Genomic DNA, 21,783 nt, shown 5'->3' with positions numbered 1-21,783 from the left:
TTGCTGCCGTTCTCTCGTGTTTAAGTTGTTATTAAAATGAAAATTCTTTAAGTCGGTCAGAAAGCTCAAAGTCGCCTTCTAATTCAGTGGCAATATCTTCTGCCATTTGCGCAGTCCACTGTTCTTCAGACCACATTTCGAACTTATTAAGTTGGCCTGTTAATACGATGGATTTTTGTAACTGGGCGTGTTGACGTAACTGTGATGGCACTAGAATTCGCCCAGATTTATCCATATCAACTTCATGTGCATTACCAAGTAATACACGTTGAACACGACGTTCATGAGGGTTCATTGAAGAAAGCTGGCGTAATTTAAATTCGATGTCTTCCCATTCAACCAAGGGGTATAACAATAAACAAGGCTGGTGCAAATCGACTGTACAAACCATTTTCCCTTCTGATTCAGACAGCAAAAGCTCACGATATCGAGTTGGAATCGATAACCGTCCTTTACTGTCCAAAGATAAGGTATTTGCACCGCGAAACATGATCGCTCCATATTGTGGTTGTTATTTCCACTGTTCAAATTTGGGACTGCGTACCAATATATCCCACAATTTCCCACTAGTTCACAGTTTAGGCTCCAGATCAACGCATTGTCAAGCAAATATACGGCAAGTTTTTGCCGGCCAAAGCCAATAAAATAAACGTAAAAAATAACACACTGAATAATGTGGGAAATTGTGGGTTAAATAGTTTAAATAATCACAATTTTCTTCCCCGACGAAGGAGTTTTATGTTCTCAACCCCTTATTCGAGCCAAATTAATATTTTCTGCTAGAGTTTTAATAAACGTTGGTTCGAAGAACTTTTAAGGAAGGTATATGACTAAAAACATTCTGTACTCGTTGAGCATGAGAAGTCTGTTGCTTGGTGCTTTCGCAATTATCATTTTATTAGTCACTATAACCTTTGCTATATCTACTTTTAGTTCATTAACGACTATGTCGAATCAGGCTGAAAAAAGGGAACTATCGCAGTTATATAGAGCGGTACTTTCAGAGATTGAAGCCGAAGGTAGACTCGCCACCTCTCTTGCCTATTCAGTTGCCAATTTTGCTCCCATTCAACAAGCCTTTTCCAATAAGAACAGAGAACAATTAACCTCGCTAAATATGCCGTTTTTTTCAATTGCAAAAGATCAGTATGGCGTTAAACAGTTTCAATTTCACACGCCGCCTGCGACCTCATTTTTACGATTGCACAAAGTAGACAAATTCGGTGATGACCTAAGTAGTTTTAGAAATACCGTGGTAGACGTTAACAACTCAAAAAAATCGGTCAGTGGTATTGAAGTCGGCAAAGCAGGTTTAGGCATTCGAGGTGTTGTTCCTGTTAATTTTCAAGGCCAACATATTGGTAGTGTTGAGTTTGGTATGGCGCTGGACAACAGCTTTGTCACCCGAATAAAAGATAAATATGGTGTCGACGTTAATATTTATGCCAAGCAGGATAACCAGCTAAATATAATCGCAAGTAGCTCAAACTCTCGTTACCTAACAACGTCCGAGCTCAATAGCGCTTTAACGTTGTCAAACTCATCAACAATATCAGCCGGCGACAGTACCTTTGCTCTATATGCAGGTAAAGTCACAGACTACGCTGGCAGTTCAATTGGGGTTATTGAGTTGATCATGGATCGGTCAGATTATGTAACGCAAATTAACACAGCTAAACGAGACAAACTCATCATAAGTTTGTTTGTCTTTGCCATTGGATTAACGTTTGCGTATTGGATATCCATCATGATTTCAAGGCCACTTAATGACGCAGTAACGGCTATGACTGAAATTGCCGACGGAGATGGCGATTTAACTAAACGTTTAAATGTCGTAGGCGATAATGAGTTTGCTCGGCTTGCAAAGGCTTTTAATAATTTTGCTGAAAAAGTACGAAGTGCAATATCAAATGTTAGTACATCAAGCAGCGCCCTTAATCGTTCAGTCGACGAGGTCAACCAAATGATGGATAAAATCAATTTGGATACCGCAAATCAGCGAGATGAAATAACATCCGTCGCTACTGCAATTACAGAAATGACAAGTACCATACACGAAGTCTCTAACAGCGGTAATAGCGCAGCTAAGTCAGCTGATAAAGCGGAGCAAGAATCGACACATAGCTTGGAACTTTTGTCGGACACCGTTGATGCCATTGACAAACTCGTTGCCCAAATATCCAACGCCACAGATGTCATTTCTCTGGTAAATACCGAAAGTAATAATATTGGAGCGGTTTTAGATGTGATTAGGGGTATTGCCGAACAAACTAACCTACTTGCTTTAAATGCAGCAATTGAGGCAGCCCGGGCCGGCGAACAAGGACGAGGTTTTGCCGTTGTTGCAGATGAAGTTCGTACTCTTGCAAGTCGAACTCAAGCTTCAACAGAAGAAATTAATTCAATGATCTCTAGTTTACAAACTAGGGTAAAAGAGGCCGTTAGCGTGATTGACGATAGCCGCAAACAAGCGGAAAGTGGCGTTGCATTAACTAAATCTACAGAGTCCTCAATCCAAACGGTTAAAGGCTCCGTTACCGATATTCGTGATATGAATTATCAAATTGCTACCGCAGTTGAAGAGCAGTCTTATGTGTCTGATGAAATCAATAAAAACACCACCAAGATAGATGAACTGGCAAACTCTTCATTGGAAAATGCCGAACTCGCCTTAGAGATAACAAAACAAGTTAGCAACATGTCGAAAGAATTAGACGCTATTGTGAAAACATTTAAAATTTAATGGGTGCAAAAAAAAGAAACTCCGAATAATCGAAGTTTCTTTTAATCTATTAGCCTGGTTAAGTTAAGCTCAACGTATAGCTTAATGCTTAGACCATGACCACTAACCAGAGCACCTTGCTACGTAAATCGAAGTGCTATGTGTTTGGTTAGCGCTATTTTTTAACCGTTACTTTCGGTTCCAAACCTTCCTCGAGTCGAGCGGCTAGGCCAGCATAACGGTAACCTTGTAACTTACCATCGTGCTTTCTCGCAGCAGCGTTTAGATCAGATTTTAACTCAGTAGCTATGCCTCTTAACATTGCAACCAAAGTCGGTGAAGACTTAGTTGATGAAATGTCGGCTAGCAATTTTGTCACAAAGTAGTCTTGTAGCATTATTGTATATTGGTCTGACTTTGCACGACGAGATTTGAAGTCGCCATATATCGCATCAACAAACTTATTAACAGTTTTTACCGGATCCATCACGTCTTCACCAGCCGCTTGTAACTTAATCAATGAATCTAAGCGATGAGCTGCGAGCGGACTACCTACGGCTTGTCTAATGATGGAGCTAGCGTATTGTTCAAATTTATCCTGACCAATACGTTTCAAAATCTCTTTGTTGTTCCAAAACTCAGGTAACTTCACACCGTTGTCGATCAAAAACTCAACAGCACGCTCTTGTTTTTTCTTAGGGAAGATTTCAAATACTTGTTTTTCTTTATGATCCTGAGTTAACTCATTGCGATACATCACACCGCCCACCGCTTTAGCAACATGCCCAAGCTCTCTAGCGTGTTGTTGAATGACCGTTTTGTAAGCGTTGTCTAACTCGTCATAGCCTTTGTTGGGTTCAAAACTAGTCGCGTTGATTAGGTTTTCTAAAATACGCTTTTTGTTTTTCTGTCCTAGTCTTGTTGCTTCAACAGGATCATCACCAATTGCTTCGGTTAAAATGCGAGGATCTAAATAGCTTGGTTTAGAATACGCATCCCAACGAAGTCGGTCATCGTTTAGCTGACGGTCTGCAATTTTACTTAACAAGACCGATTCTTCTTTTGGTGTCAGGTCGCCTTTAAACTCTTTGTAACCCCATTCAATTGCAAACTTGTCGTATGGACCCGGATCATAATCAATTGGTGACACACCATCTTCTGGTTGTATTACATAGTTAAATCGGGCGTAATCCATGATTGAAGCCGAAACGCCAAATTCTTTTACAAATTCAGGGTCTCTGAGCTGATCAATCGTGTAAGAATTATTGCCAATAAAGTTGTGGTGAAGACCTATTGAATGACCCACTTCATGAGCAACAACAAATCGAACTAAGTCACTCATCACATCGTTTGGTAAAGGAAGCTTTTTAGCTCTTGGGTCGGTTGCGCCCGCTTGAGCAAAGTACCAACCTTCAAGTAACTTGATTACGTTGTGGTACATACGTACGTCGGCTTCAATAATTTCGCCTGAGCGAGGGTCAGCAACATGTGGCCCTTGCGCGTTTGGAATACCTGATGGAATCCAACGAATTACAGAAAAACGAGCATCTTCTGGATCCCAATCCGGATTTTCTTCCATGCTAGGTGCCATTTTGGCAACAATACCGTTTTTAAAGCCAGCTTGTTCAAACGCCGATTGCCAAAACTCAATGCCTTCTCTAACAGCTTCAACATACTTCTCAGGTGTGCCACGGTCTATGTACCAAACGATTGGCTCTATTGGCTCACTTACTTCTAGCTCTGGATTTTTCTTTTCTAAACGCCAGCGCTTAATGTAGCTGAACGAGTCTAATTTGTTTTTATCTGAACTATAGTCAGAATAGTTCGCTGTGAAGTAACCCACTCGCTTGTCATAAAAACGCGGTTTCATTGGTGTGTCTGGCAATGCAAAGATTGAATGACGTAGCTCTTTAGTGTCATTCACTTTTGCACTTGTGAATTGAGCTAACACGGTTGCTTCAATATTTTTTTCAAACGCTTTGACTTTAGTAATTAAAGACGTTTTTGTATTCAGTTTGAAATTCGGTGCTTTTGGTGCTTTTGGATTACGTGGCGCTCGTGGTGCTGGAAAAAGCTCTTTGTGCTGTCCCATGTATAAGCTGGTAATGTCTACAACCGGTGATTTTGTGTCATCTGTAGAAAAAGTCGTAATTGGAAGCTTTGCAATAATGCCATCTATAGAAGCCTTTTTAACCACAAAAGATTCTCGTGATCCTTCTTCAGACACTACTGAGTAATTGCGGCTACGTAATAATATGTCGTCATTATGTCGCTCAAAAACCACATATTGGCGACCAATGTCGGCACTAATTAGACCTTTGCCAGGCTGTGTGCCTGAGGTCTTAACTTGCCATACAAACTCACGACCTAACTCAGCAGCAGGGATTTCAAAGTAAACTTTGTTATCAACAAGGTGAGTGGTAAAGATGCCTTTTGACGTTATGGCTTTGTCTGTGACGATGTCAGCATAATCTTTGAATTTACTTTTTTTCTTGTCTTTTTTATCTTTCTTGTCTGCTTTTTCTGCTTCGTCTGGTTTTTCAGCGTCTTCCGCTTTATCAGCTGCTAACAAAGAGTAAGCCGGTGCAACATTGGTATTGGACTTACTTAGCGCGTCAATCTCTGCTTGTGTCAGCACCGTCGCAGCGGCACTAAAGCTGGTGATGCTTAAGGCCAGCATAGTTTTGTTTAATAACTTCATATCGGTATATTGATTCCTATTCCAAATTGATCATTTCTTATCGAACGATATTCTTTTAAGTGTCTTATTATTATTTTGTATAAATTAATCTCACCTAATAGTCTATCTATCTGAGACTAATCGTTTATTTATTAAGGTTAATTGATTACTACTCTAATTAACGTTACTTAATACATCAACATATGTGGTGAACAAAATTTCAAAACACGTCGAGAAAGAGCTACTATCTCTCTTTTCATCAGATCTACGTCTATGGAGTAATTAAGTTTTGAACGCTGTGACAATACTAGAAAATAGACAAGAGCTATTAGAAGACTTTATCCGCTTAAACGAAGAGTGGATATCACATTACTTTGAAATTGAAGAAGTTGATCGAGAGTTAGCAAGCGATCCTATGAAAGTCATTACTAATGGTGGCTACATTTTTAGCCTAGTTGATGATGGCGTTGTAAAAGGAGTGTGCGCACTGTTTAATAATGGCAATGGTATTTTTGAGTTAGCTCGCATGGCCGTGTCACCAAACAGTCAAGGAAAGGGATATGGGAAAAAATTAATTGAATATGCCTTAGCAAAACTCACCGCAATAGACGCACAACAAGTTTACCTTGTCTCTAATACTAAACTAACTACCGCGATTGGACTCTACAAAAAATACGGCTTTAAAACAACATCACAAGGACAACACCCAGTGTACACTCGTGCCAATATTGTAATGTGCCGTGACTGCAAGTAAGCACTCGCTGTTAGCTTGAGCATTTTAGTTTTGCGCCTCACTAGATAAAACATCCACGGCTTTATCCGGAAAATCAGTAAAAATACCGTCTACACCAATTTCAAAGTAAAAGAATCGTAACAATGTTGGGAAGTCTTTGGCATACTTTGGAACCTCCCCCTTATCTGCACGGAATGTGTAAGGGTGAACCAGTAAGCCAGCCTTATGTGCGGCTTCCGTTAACCCGTTTGACTTGGCAAACTTACTATTTTCACTTTGTGTAATTAACATAGGTTTCCATGGACCAATACCATTTGCATACTGAGCAATTTTGCTCATATTTTCAGGCTTGAGCATCCAATCATAACTATACGGCTTCGCAGCACCATCTTTAATATTGACGGTTTCTTTCCAACTCGTCATCGCTATTAATTGCACAAGCTTAAGGTCGATACCTAACTCCGGCATCAATTCCATTTTAATTCTTATGAGCTCATTCGCATCAAAGCTTTGAACAAAAACCTTGCTATCTTGATTAGAGTAGCCGTACTTTTTAAGTTCAAGCAACACGGCTTTACTAATATCTTTGCCATTTAATATGTGAAATATAGGCGACTTTATTTCAGGGTATAAACCAACATTTTTACCGGTACTTTTATTTAAGCCTTGGATTAACTCAATTTCATCGGCAAAAGTGTGCACTTTAAATTTAGACTGCCAAATAGGAAACCTGTCTGGATAATTTGCGGCTAGCACGCCCTCTTTTATCGAGAAGCCCTCTGTCATATCAAGGGTTTGAATTTCAGCCAGAGTGAAATCGATGACGTAATAGCGGCCATCCTGTCGGCTCCGTTTTGGAAACTTTTCCGCCACATTTGTAACTCGGTCTAAGTAATGATCATGTAATACAACTAAATGATCATCTTTGGTCATCACTAAGTCTTGCTCTATATAGTCAACCTTCATCGCGTAAGCCATCGCCTTAGAAGCCATAGTGTGCTCAGGTAAGTAACCACTTGCACCGCGGTGTGCTATAACAACTTTTTGATTTGTAAGCTTAGTCTTTTTAAGTTCACCATTAGCTGTACAGCCAACCAAAAGTGGGAATAGTGACAGCAGTATAACGATTAGCAGCGTTTTCATTTATTTTCCTTAAACATGTTTTAAACTGACTTTTCCACCATCAACTATAGTGTCGGCTTACTGTCTGTTTTAGCATACTTACATGGACTATTAATTACAAAAAAAAATCCACTGACATTTTAGGGTTGGCAGCAGTCTAAACAACAGGATCATTCGAATAGAAACGACCTATAACTGGATCATAGTATCGTGCCTGCATATAAAAGAATGACTAGCCATAACACTGATTGGAGAGTACTTATTCATCTCGCAACCAACTGAGTTCTCCTTGTGCAAGGCAAAAATATATCATGGTTTTGTTGATAGGTGCTTGATTTCACTTTCATTAAACCTAGAAGACTATCAAACAGTTCGTCATGGCTAACTGGTTTATTGTCTAACGCTTTTATGCACGTTTGTTCGGGTTGTTCGAGACGTTGGGAATTCCAATATATCATTGGAATATGGGTTTGGTCTTCAGGTGCTAGCGTATAGGGAAAACCATGTAAGTAAACACCATTTTCTCCTAACGATTCTCCATGGTCAGAAACATACAGTAGCTGCGTGTTCGTACCATTTTGATTTGAGATCTTCTTTAGTCGGTTAATTAACAAAGAGAGTACATAGTCCGTATAACGAATCGTATTGTCGTAGGTGTTTAGTAGCTCCTCTTGTGTACAGTTTTGAATATCGCTACGGTTACAATGTGGTAAAAAGACCGCATGACTAGCTGGATAACGCCTAAAATAAGTTGGCCCATGCGATCCAATCATATGAAGAACAATAAGCTTGTTGTCGGATTGCATCTGAGCAATGATCGAGTCTAAATAATTAATCATTATTTCATCGAAGCAATATTCGCCATCACACAAGTCTGACTCCTGTGTTGGATCAACTTTTATAGAGGTAATGCGCGCACATACCCCTTTACAACTGCTGTTATTATCGAGCCAGGTTACCGATACACCCGCCGCTTGTATAATATCTAAAACGTTTTGCTGATTTGCGGCAATCCGTTTATCGTAACTATCGTGATTTAATCTTGAAAACATACAAGGTACTGAAATAGCAGTCGCAGTTCCACAAGAAGTGACATGTTTAAATGATGTAAGGTTTAATTTGTTGGTAAAAGTATTGGTTGGCTTTTTATAACCATTTAACGAAAAATTTTGAGCGCGTGCCGTTTCACCCACAACTAAAATAGTAAGCTGTTTTGCATTGGTTAATAGTTCTGGGGACTCGTCTAGCACCTTATATGGCATAGCCGGATATACATAGTTATCTCTGATATATTTGTAGCTAGAATCGATCAGCTTAAAAGGGATAATATAATTAATTGCATCGTGATTATTACGCCCCACGGCTGAAAAGTCAGAGTATTGTGGATAAACTACTCCGAGCAATACCACAAAGGAAGTTAGTATTAACCCCACTCTCGATTTTATTGACGGCCAAAAACTATTGAGCTCTATTTTTACCAGATATATAAATACAATCGGTATAAACGATACAGCAAACACTTCAACGAAAGCGGCTGTATTTAAATATGTAAAAGCCTCAGCACTATCAGTTTCAAATACATTTTGTACCATAGAATAGTCAAAAACGATGCCATAATTGACCTGAGCAAACCAAATTACGGATGAAAGTATTACCAATAGAAAAAGCATGGGTTTCATTATTTTTGTTGGTATAAATAACGAAAATAACAGCGAAATTAAAGCCATTAAAAAGATAGGTAACGACAGCAAAAACACGAAACTAATGTCGTTAGCTGACAAACCTCCTTTAACCAGGCGGGATAAAAATGGATAATTAAATACTAATGTAAAATAGCACGCGACAAGTAATAAAACTTGGTTACTCGACAAGACGAGCTTTCTGCTCGTTTTTAAAAAGTTTGACATAAATTGCTCCACTTAATGTAGAGCAATTGTATTGCGGCCTCCTTAACGGAAGCTTAAGACGATTTAAATTCCAAAGCGAACAAGCGAAAAACTAGTTACTGCATAACTCAGCCAGTAACCAATCGTATACGCTGCTAATAAATAACCGGCCATGGACAAGTAGCTAATAAAGTTGAGTTCCTTGACCTTGCTCATAGCAATGATGCCGGCAGCTGAACCGATTACTAACACCGAACCACCAACTCCAGTGGCATAAGTAAGTGCCAACCAATTAGCTGTATCCATCTGTATATCGGCTTTTAACAAAGCCGCTGTTAGTGGTACGTTATCAAGCACTGCCGATAGTAAACCTAGCAAGTAGTTTGCAACACTTGTATCAAACACTTGATAGATAGTTGTTAACTGCGTCAACACACCAACTTCTTTTAGCATGCCCACAATGAGTAAAACACCTAAGAAAAATAACAAGGTATCAAACTCAATTTCGCGGATATAGTTGAGAATATTTCTATTGGTTTTACGAACCAAGTATTGCCCTATTAAAAACATACAGCTTAAACCAAACAAAAAGGTTAATACTGGTGGGATTTGATATGCAGCATTTAAATATAATGTGCTAAATATGGTGAGAATAAACACACCAGCAATGATCTTGTCTTTACCTTCGATAGCTTCATGCTTGCCTTCAAAGGTTAACTGCCCTCTCATATTTCGTGATAATAACGCGGCTAAAACTAACACCGCTGTTAATGATGGCAAAATGAGAAGTAATAGGTTGCCTATACTCACCTTGCCATCTAAAAAGATCATCAAGGTGGTGACATCACCTGTTATTAGGGAAACACCGCCACTGTTAACCGCAAATATAATTAATGTAGCGTATTTTAGTCTTTGCCTTGCTGGTACTTGAAGAGAAGCAATGACGGCAACGGAAACCAAAGTGGCCGTCACGTTATCGGCAAATGAACTAAATATAAAGGCAAAAAAACCAAGTAAGAACATGAACTTTCTTTCTGACAACTGCTTGGGTAACAATCGCTGAACTAAGTTTGATATAAAGCCTTTGCTATTGAGATAAGCAACAAAAGTCATGGCTGACATAAGAAATAACCACAATGTCGCAATTTCTAGCAAATTCTCATTGAGTTGTTCTGTAATGTTAGCGGCACTTGAACCATGAAACGGAAATAAATAAACCAATATCCAACTTAAGGTTCCAATAAACAATGTTGATTTAGCTTTATCTACATGAATAACCTCTTCAAAAATAACAAAAAGAAGTGCGATGATGGCAAGAATTATTATAGCGGTAGTCATAGTTTAATCGTTAAAGTATAGAGGCCGAAGATTGGATCGGCAGTTTAGGTTTATTGCCTTCGTTTTACTAGCGCAATTGTCTGTTTATTCTAAAATTAAATGCTAACGTTTAAAATTCATACTCGAGAGAAAATCGAAGACTATGGTCCTTAATGTTATTACTAAGCTCCGATATAAAGCCCACTTCCCATTTTAACTGTTTTTGGCCATTAAAACGGCGCACACCCATTAAAGCAGGTCCGATTCCAAAATAGTTTTCGCCAACATAAACTTCTATCGATGGTTGTACTTCTGCCATATAGCGATAACGATATTGTGCTCTAAATTCCGTTTCAAATTCATCCTCTATGCCGTCGCCCCACTCATATATCAAAATGGCATTTAACGTTAAACTGTTTCGGCCTATTTCCTTTTCGAAGAGTAACCCTGTTGCTAACTCTGACGATCCCACTAAGGTATTACGTTCTATTTCGAACACCGCCCCCCAATCAGCCCAATATTGACCTTGCTCAGTTAACATCCAACGAACTTCGAGCTCATAAGATTGAAATTGAAAGTTGCCAACGTCATCGCGTTCTGCGATCAAATATAGCTCGGCAGCAACTGTATCACTGAGTGCTCGACCATAACCAAAGCGTTGCGCCAACCGATTCTGTTGCTCTGTTTGACTTGACAAAAAGCGCCACTCAAACTCCTGTTCATTAGCCAATACTAGGGGATGATAAACTTTATCTACCACGATGCCGTCAGCAATTACGCTCCCCGACGTTAAGCTAACTAGCAGGAGTAATATTGCTAGGCGTTTCATATTTTATTCCTATAAAAATTGGTAAAAACTGCGATGGCTGTAAGCACATATACAACTATAAAAAGTTGAGACGGTACCGACTCAAAACCCACTAATGCTTTAAGAATATGTCCTAATTCCGACTGTTCAGAAATATAATGCTCTACACTTCCTAGTCGATTTGAACCAATAGAAATTGCGTCAATTTGATGTAGATGATTGACTACTTTTGCCGCTTGACCTGCTACAAACATGGATATACAAGCACCAACAAAAGCGGGTTTAAAACCATAGACTTCATTTAACACAAAGCTCCACAATATATAAAAACTGACACAAATACCCAGTCCCATAACACTGCTTACTATAAGTGCGCCTAATGAATCAGATGTGGTCATTTCAACGGAGAAGTACAGCAAAAAGGAAGAAAACTTTAAGCCAGTAAAACAAATAATCGTTGTCCAAATAACGGCAGGCCTGTAACGATTAAGAGCTGAGGTAAGCAACAACATTCCCGTCACAACAACCAGAATTAAACAGATTGATACCCACTCTGGTCCAGTGCCATCAAACCAGTCATTGCTTAATTCAAGCAGTGGCTTAACTGATATAACGACGAGCGCGGCGCCCAAGCCTTTCCAAACCGATGACATTTTTATTTTAAAAAACGCTGGGTATAAGCTTTGCAAATAAGCAAACAAAATAAAAACGGGAAGCAAGTCTCGAAGAAAGATGATGACTGTTTTAATCATTTTTTATTTCTTCCATTGATTTGGCAATCACAACACCTTGCGCACTTTCAGGATGGAACTCACCAAAATATTCATATCGCCCCGCTTTTAATGGACCAATAAATATCACTGCTTTTTTGTTTGGAAATAACACCTTTTCGCGGTTGAGATCAAAGCTATCAAATTCTTCAGCAGACTCATCTTGGTTGTAGATCACTAAACGAACTTTTTTACCGGCTGGGACAATGATTTCTGCCGGAACAAAAACATGGTTTTTTAAGACAACTCGAAAATCATCCGCTAGCGAGTCAAAACCGACCACTCCCAAAAAGATAACAGCGGCGTATCTTGCTTTACCGAGCATAAATCGACATGCCGGTGTCATGAGTGATTGAATATTAGATAAATATTTTGTGCAGATAGCTATACTCATATTGTCATTCAATACCTTGCTTTGCTTCTAGCAACACAGTTACTTTTAAGCCACCAAGTGGTGAGTTAGCAAATTTAAGGACGCCTTTGTGTAATTCAACAATATGTTTAACGATGGACAGTCCCAAACCAGAGCCTTTTTGAGCTTCAGTTAGCTTGGCGCGATAAAATCGCTCTGTAAGTTTATCTAAATCTTGTTGGCTAACTCCAGCCCCAGAATCTTCAAATGAAATTTCGACAACCTTGCCCGACACATCTTTAAGCTCTGGGTGATTGTGTGCATCACTTTCAACGACAGAAACAAAAATTGACCCCTTGTTTGGCGTATATTTAATGGCATTTTTTAATATGTTTTCAAACATGGTCGACAACGCAAACTCATGCCCTATTACCACTTGAGCGTTGCAACTTAGCTCTATTGTTTGACTCTTTACGCTAATTTCATTGTAGTTTTGAGCAATCACTTGCTGCAATATTTGCTCAACATCGCAAGCAACTCGGTGTTCATTAAAGTTTTCTTCGGTAAATCTATGAAGTGCAATAATTTGTTCAATAACATGCGCTAAGCGATCCGTATTGCTCTGCAACTCCTGTATATTTTCTCTCGACAAGTTACTTTGATTAAAAGCTTGTAAGGCGTTATGTAGATTAATGTTTAAGACACTCACTGGCGTTCTTAGCTCATGCGCGGTATTGGCTGATAATTGACGCTCACGAACAAACGCTTGAGATAAGCGACGCAATAACTCATTAAGGTGATTAATAACCGGAGATAACTCTTTGGGTGCATTGTTAATATCTATCTGAGTTAAATCATTACTATTTTTAGAGGTTAAGGCATTTGATAACGCCACCAGCGGTTTAAGACTTTTTCTTATGAAGTAAAATACAAAAAAAGCAATAATCGGTAAGGCAACGACCAAAGGGGCAATGGCTTCAATTAAAACACTTTCCGCGGCTGCTAACCTAAGGTCATTGGCATGAGCGACAATTGCAACAACCGACTTTTCGTTATCGCCAACGATACTATTGGCCGATGAATCTACATAAATACGCCATCTTTTTCCTGCGACGCTGACATCATCAAACCCCCTAGTCGAATTGGATAAACGTTGTTTAGGAGCATTTGCACTTTTTGCAATTAATCGGTCGCCACGCCATATTTGGAATTGTAATGTTTGATTTGCCGGTGAGATGAAGTCTGTTTGATATGCAGATTGAGTTAACAAAATAGACGAGTAGGCTTGGAGCTCTTTATCAAAAAAATTATCTAACTGCTGAGCACTACTTTTATACCCGTATAGACCCGCAAAAAACGTCGCTAAGGTGACCGTTGCTAAAATTAATAACGTGAGCTGTCGTTGAATTGACATCTAGCTTGGTCTCACAATATAACCAACGCCTCTCACCGTATTGATAAAACCATCGGGTAACTTTTTCCTAATATTATGAATATGCACTTCAATAGTATTGCTACTAACTTCTTCGCCCCATTCGTACAGTTTTGTTTCTAATTGAGATTTTGACAATATACGACCTGCGTTTTCCATAAGTGCTTTTGCAATCATGTATTCGCGCCTAGACAGCGATATCACTTTAGACTCAACCGTTACCTTATGGTCGTGAAGATCTAATTCCACCCCCGCAATCTCAATGGTATTACTCGACATAGAATTAAGACGACGACCAAGCACCCGGACTCGAGCCAGTAACTCCTCCATTTCAAATGGTTTAGCTAAGTAATCATCGGCGCCTAAATCAAGGCCCGAAACTTTATTCTCGATGCCATCACGCGCGGTTAAAATAAGTACTGGTTTGTTAGCGTCTTTACGCCTAATTTCTTTTAAAACCTGCAAGCCATCCATATCTGGAAGCCCTAAATCCAATACCACCAAGTCACAATCTGTAAAGGCCAACACCGCGTGTTTACCCGATTCAACCCAGTCCACTGCATATCCTTCATGTTGAAATGACTGTTTTAAGCCACTCCCCAATGGAGCATCATCTTCTACTAATAATAATCTCATGTATATATCCAGTGGGTTAATGCATTCTCTGTTAAAAACTCTTTTGCTTTATCGCCGCAGGTCATTGCGATGGTACACATCATTCCAGCTTGAATACAGGTAGCTGCAGCGACGGTAATTGAACGAGGTGCGTTTTCAATGGGCCAACCAGACTTAGGGTTTAAAATGTGAGTATACCGTTTACCATTTTTAAGTAGGAACCTATTCGCATCGCCACTGGTTGCTAACCCGCCTTTTTCAATGGATAAGATTTTTTGCTCAGTATTTGATAAGCCTTTTAAGTCTATCGCTACTACCCAAGCTTTTCCATTTGACCTAGGGCTGGAAGCAAATATATCACCGCCAAAATTAACTAAAAACGGTACTTCCTGTTGCTGCGCGGTGAGCCGTTGAATAAGCCCTTGTGCAACACTATCAACAGCGTATTCCTTGCCTATCCCACCCAAATCCAACTCCATTCCAGCGGGTAAAGCTAGCTGTTTTTGTGTGAATTGCACCTTTTGCCAACCAATCAAATGAAGAAGTTTAGCTACTTCTTCATGTGAAGGGATATGTTTACCACCATCAAACTTCCAGGCTTTTCGTAACACACCCGATGTGACATCAAACATACCATCACTGGCTTGATAACATGCATCTGCAAACATTAATAGTCGTGCCGTTTCAGCATCTATAGATACCACATGACCGTTACTATTATTTATTTGATGCATTACGTTATTTGTTTGATAACGAGAGTATTTGTCCTCTATTCGCCAGGTTTCTTGCGTTAACCATTTGGCCAGTTGAGTAATCAGTTCTTCATCTTTACTGTCAAACAAGACTTCACAGGGACTCGCCATTGAAAAAAAGGACACGGCAATACAGTCTGCACGATGTTCAATATTGAGTGTCCTTTGGTTCATATTTACTCTTAACTGTTACTTAAAAAGAATAATTTACTTGTAGCACAACTGCTTGCACTTTTTCAAACATTGGCAGACTTTCTAACTCTGGAGGCAATTCTACACCTGGGTTATTGGGTGTTTGTTGAAAGAACTCTAACCGGAATGATAGTTCATCACCGTTTTCTAGAGGAAAGCCATATTTTAACCCAACCGTTATTCCATCTAGATCGCCTACTCTATAATCCGCGCTCACGTAGTCAGGTAGTGCTTGCGAGTCGTAGATGAATGGCTGATAAAAATCGGCAGCGTCTTGCTGATAATAACGAATATGCGGTTCGATATAGCCGGTGCTAACTGGCACACGATAACGAACATCAAACGTGTTTGAACTGATGCCCCAATCATCCCACATGTATCGATATGAGAAGTCTAAAATTGAGTCTTCAAAATGATACTTGGTTTGCGCAAATAAACTTTGTTTCGTGCGTTGATCGGGTCTCGACTCATATAAATTTTGCTGAACAATACCGCTATCATCTACTTGACTCACTAACTTGTAAGGATCATTTTGATAGCCGTCTACCGAAGAATACGAGTAGTTTAATTGCACTAACATTCTTCGATTAATAACCTGAGTTAGGCCAAACAATAAATCGATAGTGTCTTTGGTTTCTTCATCGCCTAGTGCATTTAAACGATAGCCCTGATCCTCCATATAGCTTTGCGCCGATGGCAATATTGGTGTTAACGGGTTTGATACGCCACCAACTGGATTTAACACATCGTGAGCAAACGAAAAGCCTGCCGACAATGTGGTATTTTTGTTATAAAAATCTCTAGCTAAGCTACCATTTACGCCCAAAGATAGATAATCGTATTCTTTGGAAAAATAACCGCCGACACTGCCGGTATAGTCGCTGCCTAGTGGTTGAGTCCACTGACCGTTAAATTGAACCCGGGTATCTCGGAAAGTATCATCGAGTGGTAATTCTCCCGGTTGCACTTCGTAATTGCCTTTACCTGAAGGCCTAGTAAAGCTTTGCACGTAAGGTTGTGCAACGGCACCGGTAGCCGACGCGCCGGTTAAACTATCAACGGTTAACTTTAAGTTAAGTAGTCTGGAGTCGCCATAGTCTTTGGTAGCGGACAAAATGCCTTCAACGGCCGACACGCGGTCAGTTTCGCTATACATCATTAATGCTGTATCAAACGACCATGTTGACTCACTAACAACCGGCTCATCTGCGGCTTGTACATTTGAACCAAGCAATGCGCCAGCTGCAATAGCCAATAGTTGGCTTGCGTTTTTTTTATTTAATTGCATCCGCAACCTCCCCCCGCAAAACTGCGGCCACCGCTAGAAGCTTCTTTACTAAAATAAATATGATCATCGAGCGCTGCATCAACGGGCGCTGAATTTAATGACATCTCTTTTTTCGCCAGCAAATCTCGCTCCCATGGTTGCACCCCTAACGAAGCACAGCCTGTGGTAAGACTAATAAGTGTAACAATTGAAACGAGCTTCAGTTTGTTTTTCATAAAAACTCCTCGCCGGTATTGGCGTATCGTAGTAACTAATTTAACGGTTTTGATCACCAAGTAATTGTTCAATTTCTGTTTCGTAAGTGGCTATTTTTTTCGAGAAAAAACCTTTGTGAGCCCGCACAAATTTGCCGTCACGATTTATCAAAAAGCTACTTGGCATGCCTTGTAATTTATATTTGCTAGCGAGCTCACCATTTGGATCGTAGATAACAGGAAATGATGCCGGCATTTCAGCCAAGAAGCGTTGTGCTAAATCAAAGTCTTTATCAACATTTACGCTAATTACAGTGAAACTTTGATTGGCATAGTCTGCTTGCACTTTATTCATCCAAGGAAATGACTTGCGGCATGGAACGCACCAAGACGCCCAGAAATCTAGATAAATAACCTTACCTTTATTTTCCCTAAGCATGGTGTCTAGCTGCTGCTCTGCTTGCCCTGACTGTAAATTTTTTTGAATACTTTTTTGAGTGCTATTTTGAGTATTGCTTTGAATGGTGCGCTGGCTTTCTGCTGAGTCTAATGCGCTGGAGTTTGTCGGACTCGCTAACGCAGCGCCTATTGTTAGAGTGCTAAGAACCATAATGCTCAAAGCCGTTATAAACGTTATTTTTATTGATAAATATTTGGAAATACCAGTCATAAGGCTTTACCGTCCGTTTCATTTTAAGATGGAATATCTCTAAAGTATGGTTGAATATAGGCACACAACCTTAACGTAACCTTAAGATAATTATTTTTGACGTTATTCTAAGAAATAGTGACGGGTAGAATAAGGTGCCCATTTGCGAGTGGCTCGCGACGATGGCTGGGCACCTCTTTTTATGTGAAGATAACTTATATTGAACTTAGCTTATATTGAGCTTACTTATATTAAGCTTAGCTTTGATTGAGCCTAGTTTTTGATTAAAAGTGCTTATCGATGTACAAAATTCTTTTTTCAAATTGTTCACGGGCGGTTGCAGTAGGATAATCAAACTCGTACTTGTTATGAAAAAACAAGGTTAAGTTACACTGTACATCGCTTAAAACTACCGTGTATCCATCAAAATCAGAAACTGCTTTTATGCCTTCTAATTGATGGCCCTGATCAATTGCGTCGCCTTTCGTTCTTATTTTATCAAATACTCTCAACAACATATGAAGGTCTAAATCATTTTTCATGGTCAATCCTCGACGTAATTTTTAGTACATAACTACCATACTGTATATCGGCTGTATTTGTTCAATTTTCTTAAACCTGTACTAAAAACCACAAAATATAGAATAATTTTTTATATAACTTTGTTATTTAGATAATTGTTTTATTTTGTTTAACAGGTCACAATAGCGCCCGACCTTTTAATAAGACCAAACGGCTCGTTGTTGTGAACGTTACTCAGTTAATATTCAAACAATTCTATTTCAGCAAAACTTTTTTAATAAAGGTCTTTGCTGACCGCCAAATTTGTTCTTTTAGGACCTCAAAGGTTAAATTCACTGAAAAGCCAGGTCTAAGTCGCTTTTGCACACGGAAAGCGGACCTGAACATATTAGACCGTCGAAGGTCTAATCCAAACGACTACACGGATGCTACCTCGGCCGCAGATATAATTATCATATCGACGCCGCCACTAGCTAGGAGCAATAAAGCACACTATTGCTACGACACTAATTATTTATCAAACATCACTCTGCTTTTCCTCTCTTTTCCCCCTTCGTTTCATTGTCTTAATATTTTTGCCTTCAATGAAAAGTTAGTCATCGAGAGTTTAGTAGAGAACATCAAGAGTCAATATGCCCTGCATTTTGGCTCTTTTTTTTACCTAAAAATAAAAGAATAAAAATTATGTTTTTTAAAAAATTTAACAATAAGTCGGCATTTTTAGCCGCTTCATTGGTGGTCTCAAGTTCTGCAATCGCAGATGTTCCAACGGGTTATTACGACTCTGTAAATGTGAGTAACGCTTCTACTTTGCGTGCTTCGTTACATGAAATCATTGATGACCATACTCGCTTCCCTTATTCCTCTTCGTCAACTGACACTTGGGATATATTAGAAGCAGCCGATCAAGATCCTAGTAACGCGAACAATGTGATTGATATCTATAAAAATGCCAGCTACGCCAAAGCGGGTGGCGGGAATACTTTTTATAATCGTGAGCATAGTTGGCCAAAATCTTATGGTTTTCCAAAAGACGGCAGCACAAACTATGCTTATACCGACGCTCATCACCTATTTATTGCTGATAGCAGCTATAACTCAAGCCGAAGCAACAAGCCTTACGCAAACTGCGACTTAACCTGCATAGAAAAAACGACGTTAGTAAATAATGGCCGTGGTGGTGCTTCATCGGAATCAAACTGGACGGCAGGTTCAGGTAATACTGGTTCTTGGCAAACATGGGCAGGTCGTAAAGGCGACGTGGCTCGAGCGCTTATGTATTTAGCAGTAAGATATGAAGGTGGCACTCACGGTGTTACTGGTGTCAGCGAACCTGATTTAATTTTAACAGACGACCGCACTCTAATTGGTAACTCCAACCAAGGCGTGAACTTAAACGTGGCGTACATGGGTCTTAAGTCAGTATTGCTACAATGGCATTATGACGATCCTGTTGATGCGTACGAGCAGCGTCATAACGACGCCGTTTATAGCTTTCAAGGCAACAGAAACCCATTTGTAGACCGTCCGGAATACGTAAAATGTGTGTTTGAAGCAATATGTTCTGGCATAGGTGGTGGTTCAGGTACTGGTGGCACCGGCGGTACTACTCCGGCGGTAAGCAGTGTATGGATTAATGAGTTTCATTATGACAACGTAAGTAGCGACATTAATGAATTTGTCGAAGTTGCTGGTACAGCTGGAACAAACTTATCTGGTTGGCAAATTGTTGCTTATAACGGCAGCAATGGAACTTCATATATAACCAAAAACTTATCTGGTTCTATTCCAAATCAAGCCAGTGGTTTTGGAACTGTATCGTTTGCAATCAGCGGATTACAAAACGGCGGACCTGACGGCCTTGCTTTAGTAAACGATAGAGGTGAGCTTGTTCAATTTTTAAGTTATGAAGGCACTTTCACAGCAACGAACGGGCCAGCAGTAGGTGCAACATCAACCGATATTAGTGTGAGTGAAACAACTTCAACACCTGTTGGATACTCACTTCAGTTAACGGGCACAGGCTCAAGTTATAATGATTTTACTTGGTCACCCGTAATGGCTGATACTTCTGGCAACACAAATACTAATCAGAGCTTTATTGGCACGACACAAGCTCAGCCATGGATCAATGAGTTTCATTATGACAATGGCGGCACCGATAGAAATGAATTTATCGAAGTTGCAGGCGTTGCTGGCACTGATCTTTCTGGCTGGAAAATAGAAGCGGTTAATGGCGGTAATGGTCAAGTTTATAAAACCATTAGTTTATCAGGCACGATTGATAATGAGCGCAATGGATTTGGTGCGTTAGGCTTTACCGCATCTGGATTACAAAATGGTCCTGACGGTTTAGTATTAATTAACGACGCCGGTGAAGTGGTTCAATTTATTAGCTACGAAGGTACAATTCAGGCTTCTAATGGTGCCGCAGCTGGCACAAGTTCTGATGATACCGGTGTCTCTGAAAACTCAGGCACCGCTAGTAACTATTCAGTGCAGTTAAAAGGTTCTGGTTCACAATATAGTGATTTTAACTGGAGCAGCCCAAGTCGAGCTAGCAGAGGCTCGTTAAACAGTGGCCAATCCTTTTAAATAGGTGAATATAAGTTGATAACTTATTTTCGTTAACAATTATCTATTAAAGTACAATTGTTGGCATTAAGTCTCGTAAAGCCTACTGCTTATCTCAGTGGGCTTTTTTATTGCCAAATATTGCAACACAATAAGAATCAAGTATTGTTAATAACAATGATTTAAAACAAGGTTCTCTTATGACTACACAACGCAATCGCGGTTTGTATGCGTTCGCTTTAAGCTCTATTTTATTATCTTTTCCCGCACTTTCAGACACCGGCAGCAAACTCATTGCAACCGGCGGTATTACAAGCTTTGAAGGCTCCGCTGGAGGTGGTTTAACACCATGGGCACTTATCGCCGGTTACGCCAGTCAAGATGAAGTTGCCGCTACGGCCAATTTGCAGAACCTTTCAACCGGCGAGTACCAACTTAACAGCTTTGGTATTTCGGTTGGTGCATTTGATACATTTGAAGTTAGTCTTCAAAAACAAAGCCTTGATGTATCGTCTGGCGTAGTAACGAATGTTTTTAATGCATTAACTGGCGGACCTACACCAGCACTTATCGCACCTAGCACACAAATAGAACAAACTGTCTTTGGCCTAAAATATAAAGTTTTTGGTGATGCTGTTTTCTCCGAAAGCGCATACCTTCCACAAGTCGCAATTGGACTTCAGTATAAAAAAAATAGCAGCTTTGATAGCTCTTTGAGCTTATTTAATGCCTCAGTACCAGTGCCGAATGCGGGTGTTCCAGCACTGCTCGGCGCAAAAGATGACAGTGGTGCCGATGTTTATGTGAGTGCAACTAAAGTTTGGTTAGGTGCTGCAAACGGCAACAATTTGCTGTTTAACGCGACGGCCCGTTATACCAAAGCAAATACCTTTGGTTTATTAGGATTTGGCTCAGCGACTGATGATGACTATGCGTTAGAGTGGGCGGCTAGTTTAGCTATGTTCACTGGCACAAATACTATTATTGGTGCAGAAGTTCGACAGCAAACGGATCGATTAGGCGGTCTTGCGAAAGCAGACACGGCAACCGACTTTTTCATTACCTACCTTCCCTCAAAAACATGGTCAGTTACCGGTGCGATAGTGGATTTAGGTAATTTGCCTTTTCAAACGAGCTCTACCGGTTTTTACTTAAGCATTACGGCGAATTTATAA

At 39.9% G+C, this 21,783-nt stretch carries 19 protein-coding genes; 4 read left to right on the top strand and 15 right to left on the bottom strand.

The window, feature by feature from the left end; translation table 11 throughout:
- Positions 1 to 31 precede the first annotated feature (31 nt).
- The gene (gene mraZ, locus J9318_RS04275; protein ID WP_210561551.1) at positions 32 to 490 is read right to left on the bottom strand and encodes a division/cell wall cluster transcriptional repressor MraZ; all 459 of its coding nucleotides are present in this window, start codon (positions 488 to 490) and stop codon (positions 32 to 34) included.
- Positions 491 to 826: 336 nt separating this feature from the next.
- On the opposite strand from mraZ, the gene J9318_RS04270 reads away from it, so the two are divergent.
- Entirely contained in the window at positions 827 to 2,743 is a 1,917-nt protein-coding gene (locus tag J9318_RS04270; RefSeq protein ID WP_210561549.1) for a methyl-accepting chemotaxis protein, read from the top strand.
- Positions 2,744 to 2,897: 154 nt separating this feature from the next.
- Here the strand turns inward: J9318_RS04270 and J9318_RS04265 are convergent, their stop codons facing one another.
- A complete protein-coding gene (locus J9318_RS04265) occupies positions 2,898 to 5,423 on the bottom strand; it encodes a zinc-dependent metalloprotease (RefSeq protein ID WP_210561547.1) in 2,526 nt (841 codons plus the stop codon).
- 277 nt (positions 5,424 to 5,700) lie between these two features.
- Between J9318_RS04265 and J9318_RS04260 the strand changes: the two genes are divergently transcribed.
- Complete coding sequence (locus J9318_RS04260) at positions 5,701 to 6,156, top strand: GNAT family N-acetyltransferase (RefSeq protein ID WP_244732015.1); 456 nt, start codon at positions 5,701 to 5,703, stop codon at positions 6,154 to 6,156.
- Between the two features lie 24 nt (positions 6,157 to 6,180).
- Here J9318_RS04260 and glpQ read toward each other — a convergent pair whose 3' ends face one another.
- The 13 genes from glpQ to J9318_RS04195 form a co-directional block, all read right to left on the bottom strand.
- Positions 6,181 to 7,278, bottom strand: a complete 1,098-nt coding sequence (gene glpQ / locus J9318_RS04255; protein WP_210561543.1) for a glycerophosphodiester phosphodiesterase — start codon at positions 7,276 to 7,278, stop codon at positions 6,181 to 6,183.
- Between the two features lie 242 nt (positions 7,279 to 7,520).
- On the bottom strand, positions 7,521 to 9,164 hold the full coding sequence (locus J9318_RS04250; protein WP_210561541.1) for a phosphoethanolamine transferase: 1,644 nt from the start codon (positions 9,162 to 9,164) through the stop codon (positions 7,521 to 7,523).
- Between the two features lie 63 nt (positions 9,165 to 9,227).
- Positions 9,228 to 10,481 carry a sodium:proton antiporter NhaD gene (nhaD, locus tag J9318_RS04245; RefSeq protein WP_210561534.1) on the bottom strand — a complete coding sequence of 418 codons (1,254 nt, stop codon included), beginning with the start codon at positions 10,479 to 10,481 and terminating at the stop codon, positions 9,228 to 9,230.
- Between the two features lie 109 nt (positions 10,482 to 10,590).
- A complete protein-coding gene (locus tag J9318_RS04240; protein ID WP_210561532.1) occupies positions 10,591 to 11,289 on the bottom strand; it encodes a hypothetical protein in 699 nt (232 codons plus the stop codon).
- Positions 11,286 to 12,020, bottom strand: coding sequence for a hypothetical protein (locus J9318_RS04235; protein WP_210561530.1), 735 nt, complete (start codon positions 12,018 to 12,020; stop codon positions 11,286 to 11,288). Before J9318_RS04235 ends, J9318_RS04240 begins: the two co-directional genes overlap by 4 nt.
- Positions 12,013 to 12,432 (bottom strand): cupredoxin domain-containing protein, encoded by a 420-nt coding sequence (locus J9318_RS04230; protein WP_425314326.1) that lies wholly within the window; start codon positions 12,430 to 12,432, stop codon positions 12,013 to 12,015. Before J9318_RS04230 ends, J9318_RS04235 begins: the two co-directional genes overlap by 8 nt.
- Before the next feature lie 4 nt (positions 12,433 to 12,436).
- Positions 12,437 to 13,804, bottom strand: a complete 1,368-nt coding sequence (locus J9318_RS04225; protein ID WP_210561529.1) for an ATP-binding protein — start codon at positions 13,802 to 13,804, stop codon at positions 12,437 to 12,439.
- Positions 13,805 to 14,458, bottom strand: coding sequence for a response regulator (locus tag J9318_RS04220; protein ID WP_210561527.1), 654 nt, complete (start codon positions 14,456 to 14,458; stop codon positions 13,805 to 13,807).
- On the bottom strand, positions 14,455 to 15,363 hold the full coding sequence (locus tag J9318_RS04215) for an FAD:protein FMN transferase (RefSeq protein WP_244731874.1): 909 nt from the start codon (positions 15,361 to 15,363) through the stop codon (positions 14,455 to 14,457). Before J9318_RS04215 ends, J9318_RS04220 begins: the two co-directional genes overlap by 4 nt.
- Before the next feature lie 19 nt (positions 15,364 to 15,382).
- Positions 15,383 to 16,669, bottom strand: coding sequence for a DUF3570 domain-containing protein (locus tag J9318_RS04210; RefSeq protein ID WP_210561525.1), 1,287 nt, complete (start codon positions 16,667 to 16,669; stop codon positions 15,383 to 15,385).
- Positions 16,660 to 16,884, bottom strand: coding sequence for a DUF4266 domain-containing protein (locus J9318_RS04205; protein WP_210561523.1), 225 nt, complete (start codon positions 16,882 to 16,884; stop codon positions 16,660 to 16,662). The genes J9318_RS04210 and J9318_RS04205 overlap by 10 nt, the downstream gene beginning before the upstream one ends.
- Before the next feature lie 40 nt (positions 16,885 to 16,924).
- Positions 16,925 to 17,533: a TlpA family protein disulfide reductase gene (locus J9318_RS04200; protein ID WP_244731871.1), complete on the bottom strand. Its 609-nt coding sequence runs from the start codon at positions 17,531 to 17,533 to the stop codon at positions 16,925 to 16,927.
- Between the two features lie 263 nt (positions 17,534 to 17,796).
- The gene (locus J9318_RS04195; protein ID WP_210561521.1) at positions 17,797 to 18,054 is read right to left on the bottom strand and encodes a DUF3081 family protein; all 258 of its coding nucleotides are present in this window, start codon (positions 18,052 to 18,054) and stop codon (positions 17,797 to 17,799) included.
- A gap of 664 nt (positions 18,055 to 18,718) precedes the next feature.
- Here J9318_RS04195 and J9318_RS04190 point away from each other — a divergent pair.
- Together J9318_RS04190 and J9318_RS04185 are read left to right on the top strand one after the other, a co-directional pair.
- Positions 18,719 to 20,629: an endonuclease gene (locus J9318_RS04190; RefSeq protein WP_210561519.1), complete on the top strand. Its 1,911-nt coding sequence runs from the start codon at positions 18,719 to 18,721 to the stop codon at positions 20,627 to 20,629.
- Between the two features lie 179 nt (positions 20,630 to 20,808).
- On the top strand, positions 20,809 to 21,783 hold the full coding sequence (locus J9318_RS04185; RefSeq protein WP_210561517.1) for a DUF3034 family protein: 975 nt from the start codon (positions 20,809 to 20,811) through the stop codon (positions 21,781 to 21,783).

The organism is Psychrosphaera aestuarii (assembly GCF_017948405.1).
In the GTDB taxonomy this organism is placed as follows: Bacteria; Pseudomonadota; Gammaproteobacteria; order Enterobacterales; family Alteromonadaceae; genus Psychrosphaera; species Psychrosphaera aestuarii.
This window is presented reverse-complemented; position numbering and strand designations above follow the sequence as displayed.